Source organism: uncultured Caballeronia sp. (assembly GCF_964243625.1).
Lineage (GTDB): Bacteria > Pseudomonadota > Gammaproteobacteria > Burkholderiales > Burkholderiaceae > Caballeronia.
In genome coordinates this window covers 1-4496 of the sequence record NZ_CAXTGZ010000498.1, presented here as the reverse complement: position 1 = coordinate 4496, position 4496 = coordinate 1, and the positions used below count along the sequence as shown (strand labels likewise).

The 4496-nt window shown below is 60.0% G+C and carries 5 protein-coding genes; all 5 read right to left on the bottom strand.

Annotation, left to right across the window (positions count from 1 at the left end; translation table 11 throughout):
- Positions 1-621 (bottom strand): SDR family NAD(P)-dependent oxidoreductase (locus ACFFAR_RS25585; RefSeq protein WP_375508692.1); only part of this gene is annotated, 621 nt, incomplete at its 3' end.
- A gap of 18 nt (positions 622-639) precedes the next feature.
- Positions 640-1632: an L-arabinose ABC transporter permease AraH gene (gene araH, locus ACFFAR_RS25580; protein ID WP_375508691.1), complete on the bottom strand. Its 993-nt coding sequence runs from the start codon at positions 1630-1632 to the stop codon at positions 640-642.
- A gap of 26 nt (positions 1633-1658) precedes the next feature.
- Entirely contained in the window at positions 1659-3176 is a 1518-nt protein-coding gene (gene araG, locus ACFFAR_RS25575) for an L-arabinose ABC transporter ATP-binding protein AraG (protein WP_062000260.1), read from the bottom strand.
- A gap of 76 nt (positions 3177-3252) precedes the next feature.
- Positions 3253-4263, bottom strand: coding sequence for an arabinose ABC transporter substrate-binding protein (locus ACFFAR_RS25570; protein ID WP_062000261.1), 1011 nt, complete (start codon positions 4261-4263; stop codon positions 3253-3255).
- Positions 4264-4384: 121 nt separating this feature from the next.
- Positions 4385-4496, bottom strand: a 112-nt coding sequence (locus ACFFAR_RS25565) for an SDR family oxidoreductase (RefSeq protein WP_375508693.1), incomplete at its 5' end; no start/stop codon positions are given.

The following is a 4496-nucleotide window of genomic DNA, read 5'->3' as shown; positions in this document are numbered from 1 at the left end:
CTTGTCCGTCATCACCCAGCCCGGTACGAGCGAATTCACGCGGATATTGAACGGGCCGAGATCGCGTGCGAGGCCGTTCGTCATGCCTTGCACCGCCGCCTTCGCCGTGGTGTAGACCGGGAAACCGCCGTTCTTCAGCATCCAGCTAATCGATCCCAGATTGATGATCGAGCCGCCGCCAAGCTGTTTCATATCGTCTATGACAGCCTGCGCCGCGAAGAACTGATGGCGCACATTCACGGCGATACCCGCGTCATACGACTCGGGCGTCACGTCTTCGATCTTGTGGCGCTTGTCGTTCGCCGCGTTGTTCACGAGCACGCCGATGGGTCCAAGCGTGCTGCGAACATCGGCGATTCCCTGCCGCAACGCAACGATATCCGTCAGGTCCACGCGCAGGAACACGGGCCGGAATTGGCTTTCGTCCAGATCCGCGCCGAGCTGGTCGGCAAGTGCTTCGCCGGCGTTCGTATCGATATCGAAGAACGCGACCTTCGCGCCCTGATCGAAGAAATGCTCGACGAACGCCGCGCCAATTCCGGTCGCGCCGCCGGTGATCAGCACCACCTTGCCGGCGAGACTCGGATAGCGCGCAAGGGTTTTATCGACTGAACTGGCCATCGTTTTACGAACCCCTAATTAATCGCGTGAGCCGCGGTTCTTCAACTGGTCGAGCAGCACGGCGGCGAGCAGGATCGCGCCGCGAACGAGGTACTGATAGAACGCGTCGATGTTCATCAGGTTCATCACGTTCTCGACCGTACCCATGATCAGCACGCCGATCACCACGCCCGAAATGGTCGCACGGCCGCCAAGCAGCGACACGCCGCCGAGCACGCACGCGGAAATCACGTTGAGCTCGAAGCCATCGGCCGCGTTCGGCTGACCCGACGTAATCCGCGACGCCAGGATCACACCGGCCAGCGCTGCCACCGCGCCCTGGATCAGGAAGATCCAGACACGCGTGCGTTCTACATTGATACCCGCCAGACGTGACGCTTCTGCGTTACCGCCAATTGCGAGCGTATTGCGTCCGTACACGGTCTGGTTCAGCAGCACGCCGAACACAATGAAACACGCCAGCGTGACCCAGATCGGCAGCGACACGCCGAACATCGTCAATCCGCCGAGCGCGATAAACGTATCCGACGACACGCCGACCGCCTGACCATGCGACACGATAAACCCAAGCCCGCGCACCACTTCCATGGTGGCGAGCGTGGCGATCAGCGCGTTGATCCGCAAGTACGCGATCACTGCGCCATTCACGAAGCCGATCGCCGAACCTGCCGCGACCGCCGCGATGATCGCGATGAACGTATTGCCCGTCGCGTTCAACACCATCGCGCAGAGCACGCCGGCGAACGCGACCGTGGACCCGACCGACAAGTCGAAATCGCGCGATGCCAGACAGAACATCATCGTGCAGGCGACCATGCCGATCTGCGAAATCGACAGCGCGAGCCCGAGCATGTTTTCGATCGAGAAGAAGTGATCGACCGACAGCGACATGGTGATGAACATCACCACGAAGATCACGATCAAGCTGTATTCGGTGATCTGCTGCCACCACTTCTGCTTGTCGTTCTTCGCCGGCACCAGCGTGTTTGCTATGTTTTCCCTGACTTCCATGATGTCCTCCGTCTCCACTTTTCGCTTCAGGCTGCCTGCGCAGTCGTTTCGGTTTGCACAGGCAGCGCAAGATTCAGCACTGATTGTTCGTTCGCTTGTCCGCGCGGCAATTCGCCCGCGATCCGCCCTTGCCGCATCACCACGATCCGGTCCGATACCCCCAGCACCTCGGGCAATTCGGAAGAGATCATCACGATCGCGCAACCGCGTTCGGCGAGTTGATAGATGACGTTGTAGATCTCGTGCTTGGCGCCCACGTCGATACCGCGCGTGGGTTCATCGAGGATCACGACCTTCAGTTCCGGCTCGGCGAGCCAGCGCGACAGAATGGCTTTTTGCTGATTGCCGCCGGAGAGAAAGCGGATCTTTTGCTTGCGGCTCGGCGTCTTGATCTTCAGCAACTGGATAAACCGGTCAGCCGTTGCGGCTTCTTTCTTCCGGTCGAGAAACAAACCCGCGTGCAGATAGTGTCGCCGGCACGAGATGTTGATGTTCTCGGAAACCGTCGCCATCGCGATGATGCCCTCTTCCTTCCGGTCTTCCGGACACAGCACGATTCCGTGACGGATCGCTTCGCCCGCGCTGCGGATCTTGATCGGCTTGCCATCGAGCGCAATCGTGCCAGCCTTCTTGCTGTCCGCGCCGTAGACCAGGTGCATCAGTTCGCTGCGGCCTGCGCCGACCAGCCCGAAGAAGCCGACGATCTCGCCGCGACGCACTTCGAAACTCGTCGGTTCGCGCAGCGCGTGGCCTTCAATGTTCTTCACCGAAAAGCGCACGTCGCCGAGCGGCCGCGCCTTGTAATCGTAAATGTCCGCAATCTCGCGGCCGACCATTTCCTGCACGAGCGTATCGCGCGGGACTTCGCCCAGATTCGCGTGCGACGCGATCTTGCGGCCATCGCGGAAAATCGTGCACGTGTCGCACAACTCGTAGATCTCATCCATCCGGTGCGAGATGTAGATCAGCGCGCGGTTATCCGCTTTCAGATCGCGCACGAGCTTGAACAGCACTTCCGTCTCGCGATGCGAGAGCGAAGACGTGGGTTCATCGAGCGCAATCACGCGTGCGTTGCGCAGGAGCGCCTTGCAGATTTCCACCATCTGCCGTTGCGCGATGGAAAGCTTCTTCAGCTTCGCGTTCGGATCGAGATCCACGCCCATCTGCCGCAAGCGTTCGCTCACATGCTTTTTCGCTTCGCGCTTGTGTACCCAGCCGAGCGTGCTCGGCAACGCGCCGAGCAACAGGTTCTCGGCCACGGTCAAATCCGGTACGTACTGCAATTCCTGGTGTATCACCGCGATGCCCGCCGCAATCGATGCCGCCGCACTCGAGAACTTCACCTCGTTGCCATCGATCAGGACACGCCCGGAATCGGGTTGATATTCACCGCCCAGCACTTTCAGCAAAGTCGATTTACCCGCGCCGTTCTCGCCCATCAGACCGTGCACTTCGCCGGCGTTGACGTCGAACGACACGCCGTCGAGCGCGCGCACGCCTGGAAAAATCTTGCCGATATTGTCAAAACGCAGCGTCGCTGACACATCGCCTCCTTGGAATTCGAGCGGACCGCGCGGCTTGTGCAACGCGGTCCGTACTACACAGAACTTACTTGGCCGCTTACTTAGCCGATGCCAGGCCCATCTTCTCGCGCACGTCGGCCACGTTGTCACGCGTTGCCAGCATGCCGGTCGTGAGCGTCACGAGCGGCGGTTCCTTGCCGTCCTTGATCCACGTGTAGACCAGTTCCGTCGTTTCTTCGCCATGACGCTTCGGGCTGATGATCACCGTGCCGTAGAAGCCGGTCGGGTTCGGTTTCTTGAATTCGTTCAAAGCCGAATCCGAGCCGCCGATACCCACGCCAATCATGTTGTCCGCCTTGAAGCCACGGCCTTCTGCTGCACGCACGGCGCCGAGAACAGCTTCGTCGTTAAGACCGAATGCGACCCAGTGCTTGAACTTCGTGTTTTTCGTCAACGCGATGTTCGCTGCATTGAAGGCGTTTTCCGTATCGGTCTTGGCTTGCGGCGCCATCACGATGTTCGCCTTCGGGAAACCGGCCGCGACCAGCGCTTCGACTGCGCCAGCGGTACGGTCATGCGCCGTCGGAAGTTGCTCATACGTCACGTCGATCGCGCCCACGTCGGCCATGTTCCAGCCGCGCTTCTTGATCTCTGCAGCAATGCCGTCGCCCACTTGCTTGCCGATGTTGAACGCCGAAATGCCCATGTAAGGGACCGATTCGATCGGCTTGCCCGAGCCGTCGACCAGGCGGTCATCGACCGTCATCATCTTGAGCCCCGCAGCTTTCGCCTTGGCGACAATGCCCGGTCCGAGCTTGACGTCAGGCGTGCAGATCACGAAACCCTGGGCCTTTTGCGCGGCGAGGTTGTCGATCGCGCTCATGACTTTTTCACCCGACGGCGCGCCGATCTTCACCAGCGTGAAGCCCTTGTCCTTGGCGGCCATTTCGGCGAATTTCCATTCGTCCTGGAACCACGGTTCTTCCGGCTGCTTCACGAGAAAGCCAATCTTGACCGGATCAGCGGCCTGCGCGATCGGCGCCGCGAACATGGTGGCGCTTGCAGCCGTAGCCGTGGCCACCAGCGTGATGAACATTCTGCGTTTCATGGTCTGTCTCCTGACTTGAATGTCTAGTTGGTACGAAGGTGTTGGCCGCGTTTTGTTTTCATGACGTCGCACCACGGCCAGTGCGTCATCCGATACTGCTGAATTCGCTTATTTCTCTTTCTTAATCGTGGTACAGCGCCGAGCGCCCGCCATCGACGGTGATGCAACTCGCGTTGATGAACGGCGCTTCATCCGATGCCAGGAACACCGCCGTCATCGCCACTTCTTCCGGC